Source organism: Candidatus Seribacter sulfatis, assembly GCF_964187635.1.
Taxonomy (GTDB): Bacteria; Verrucomicrobiota; Verrucomicrobiia; order Opitutales; family Seribacteraceae; genus Seribacter; species Seribacter sulfatis.
The window spans coordinates 1-3,332 of record NZ_CAXLMO010000032.1; the positions used below are offsets into that span (position 1 = coordinate 1).

Below are 3,332 nucleotides of genomic sequence, written 5' to 3' on the forward strand. Positions count from 1 at the left end.
CAATTTTCAAAACGGTTCCGTCCGCCGACATGGAGCTGAGCTCGGCCACGCCCGCATGATCCACAAGCACGCCGGCTCCCTGATTGTTCACACACTCAAAAAACAACCCGCTGCGCGGGGCCTCTTCATCCTTCGGCAGCCTCAAGGTACCTTCGAGAACCGTTCCCCCTTTCACATCAAAGGAATTGCCTAGCATCGCAATCGGCTTGGTTATATCCACAGGTTTATCCACCTTGACGGGATGGTGCTTCATCTTCTCGTTGCCCTTCCACCATCCGAGGCGCAGCGTTCCCTCGTTGTCGATTCGCACGTCTTTAAGAGGGGCGAAAGAAACCTGATTGTCCCGGGCCCTGGTGAAGTGGCACACGAGCATTCCATCGGTTGGGTGAGCGAAAAAGCGGCAAAAATAAGTGTGCCCTGTCAATACGTTTGAATTCTTCTTCGCCACATGAAATGGGCCTTCGGGTTGTTCCGCAACGAGCGTCACCATGTAAGGTGCGTAATTGCCCATCAACATGTAGTATTTGTCCCCGATCTTCTCCACCGCACCGACCTCAGCATGTTTGCGTTTCACGCCCGAAACCTTCGGTGGTTCAAGTGCTTTCCAATGCAGTCCATCTTCCGATTCCCCGAAGCCAAATTTACGATCTTTAGAAAGAGGGTTGGCAGTCCAGTATCCGTAGAGTCCCCCGCCCGGTTTGGCGATGGTCCAGATGCAGTCCCAGCGACCGTTCTTCTTGTACCATCGTTCATCCTGTACAAACTGATATTCTTTTCCTTTCAACCTCGTCCAATTACGGAGGTCGGTAGATTCAGCAAAGTAGATGTTTTGACGCTCGCCGATTTCTTCCGAGAAATTCATGTAGAATTTACCGTCCTTCTCAAAGGTAGAGGACTTCCAGGTTGAACCGGTACCCATCCAGGTGGCTCCCTTGGACTTTTTCAAGATCGGGCCCTGCTCTGTCCAATGCACACCGTCAGGCGATATGGCCAAAGAAATATTGTTCCAGGGCTGACCTCTGCCCACCCTGACACCAGCATTGGCTAGGTAGTACAAGTAGTAGGTTCCCTCATGGTGGTAGAGCCACACATCCCACATATTGCCGGTTTCTTCGTCTTGGGCTTTATAGAACAACGACTGTGCGGGGGGCAGCACATCGCCAGCCCGCCCCTGCGCACAGCACAGCGAGATGAGTAGGCTAAAGATGAGGACTGTGGTGCAGGCTTTCATAGTCTAAGAAATCATAGATACTGAAGATATCTCATTTTTCACTTCCACTTGGTGAAGTAAAGTGAACCCCATTTTCCATTACCTTATCCTCAAAGATCGCTCTTTCTGGAGTATCAATCTCCAATACTCCAAATTCATTTTCATTTCCGAAACATGAAACAAACATGAATATGAGGGAGGAGAGAGCGAAGTATTTCATTTTTTAAACAATGTTAATAGGAGGGAAGATTTGAAGTAAGTTGGACAAATTAAAAACCCATGTCGATTTTTAACTTACGATGCCCCTTGTCGATGGTTACCACCCCACTGCCATGCTTGGATGAAATAAAGGGGCTATCAAAAAGCATATCCGGATTTAGGTTGATTGGTTTCCCATATATTTCTGGCAATGCTCCTGATTCGAGGTGCAAGGAAAGAAAATCTTTCGATCCTTCAGTGAGGATAAACCTTCCGTCTTCCAGTTTGCCTGCAAAGCCTTGTAGGTATTTGGCGAAGGCATCGATATTTGAGAAATCTTTGATCCGCCCAGCGATTAGAGCGACAGGTGCCTTGCCATCATTCATGCGTAGGATAACGTCATTGTCCCAACTACTGCCACATGATGCATTCGACTTTGTCCGCGAGAAGCCTTTGACGCCCAGCCAGGTATTGCCTTCTCGGATAATCTGCCAACCACTGCGCTCGACTATCCGACTTCTCATGCCTTTGCCACCCCAGATCACACGCATATCTCCGGTGGTCTTAGCCATGGCATGCCGCTGTACCAATAAAACATTCTTGTACTGTACCGCCTGCTGCTCGCCATAGGTCTTACCATTGGCGAGTCCTTCACACTGTGGAACCACGCGGGCGTTCACATCGGAGACAAAAACGATACCGTGGTATCTGTTCTGTGATGTTAGGGCTGGATAGCCTTCCGGTAAGTCCTTCCCATCCTTATACAAATGCGATGAAACCCGCGGTAGCGAGGGATCGATCATTAGAGATCCCATTACATAATTCGGCGTGGAGTAATCGTAGCCGATCATACGGGGATCCTCCGGATCCAATGCATACCATGGTGCATGCATTACTGGAATATCCTTGGCCAACATTTGCTTCTGCTTGGCAACCCTGCGAACCACATAAGTATACTCTCCCCTCCCCTCCACATCCAGGGCGATGTCCATAATGACATCGGGCAGACGGTATCCAGTCGTAGCCATGACAAAAGTCATACCCTGTATGGGATGGTTGGGCACCTGCCAGGACGACCACCACTCACCTGTGTTCAGCAGTGCATGGCTCATATACCTCCAACGGTCTCTTGATCCCCATTGAGTAAGCCTTCTTTCATTGTGCGATTCATCCTGATAAATTCTTGTTCGTCCCCCTCCCCGAACACCGTTTACCTGCCCTACTGCCCAGTCCGCCCAGATCAGATGAAGTAATTTGTCCATCCGTTCCCTCAGAACTTCATCTTCGGAAAGATCCCGCATGTTCATCATTTCAGGAAGGGTATAGCTCGGGCCATAGGCAGAAAACACTTCGACCAAAAGGCCATACTTTGCACGGGATACGCAGTATTCTTTATAGTATGAATTCCATGCTTCATAGTGAGTTTTAATGTCCCGCCCGTCGGGTAATATACGGCCTTTGTACTTCGGGCTATTTTTTAGCGCCTGCAAGGCGAGGAGTGCATTGCTGTAATGCATCATCTCATGATTCTCGGAACCATGGATGCTCCAGATATGTTTGAGACCAGCCCTTTCAAAACGGCTCATCTTACTTACATAGAGCCAGAACATTTCCTCGATCATTTCCTGTGCCTTGCCATTAAGGCGACCTGGGTAAAAAGTGCTCTTATCATGAAATAATTGATAGATCCGGTTCCATGTACGCATCTGCCATTTGACATGCTCGGAAGAGGCGATTTCAATGGTCATTCCATACTCCCCCTTCTCATGAGCGATAATCTCCTGCTGTGCTTGGTGCAAAAGAAGGTTCGCTTCCGGCAGCTCCCGATTCAGCCAGAGACGGGCGAAAGCACCGTGTAAGGGAATGATATTCTTTTTCCTCATGACATTCTCAAAGAATTTCTCCGCATTCTCGCTATGGGCTT

General features: G+C 48.9%; 2 protein-coding genes and 1 pseudogene. All 3 read right to left on the reverse strand.

Features of this window, described 5'->3' with window-relative positions; translation table 11 throughout:
* Positions 1-1,231 (reverse strand): annotated as a pseudogene (locus tag ACKPQ5_RS03835) (hypothetical protein); the annotation flags it as partial.
* 31 nt (positions 1,232-1,262) lie between these two features.
* Positions 1,263-1,430, reverse strand: a complete 168-nt coding sequence (locus ACKPQ5_RS03840) for a hypothetical protein (protein WP_407677775.1) — start codon at positions 1,428-1,430, stop codon at positions 1,263-1,265.
* 49 nt (positions 1,431-1,479) lie between these two features.
* A partial coding sequence (locus ACKPQ5_RS03845) for a hypothetical protein (RefSeq protein ID WP_407677776.1) occupies positions 1,480-3,332 on the reverse strand: 1,853 nt, incomplete at its 5' end.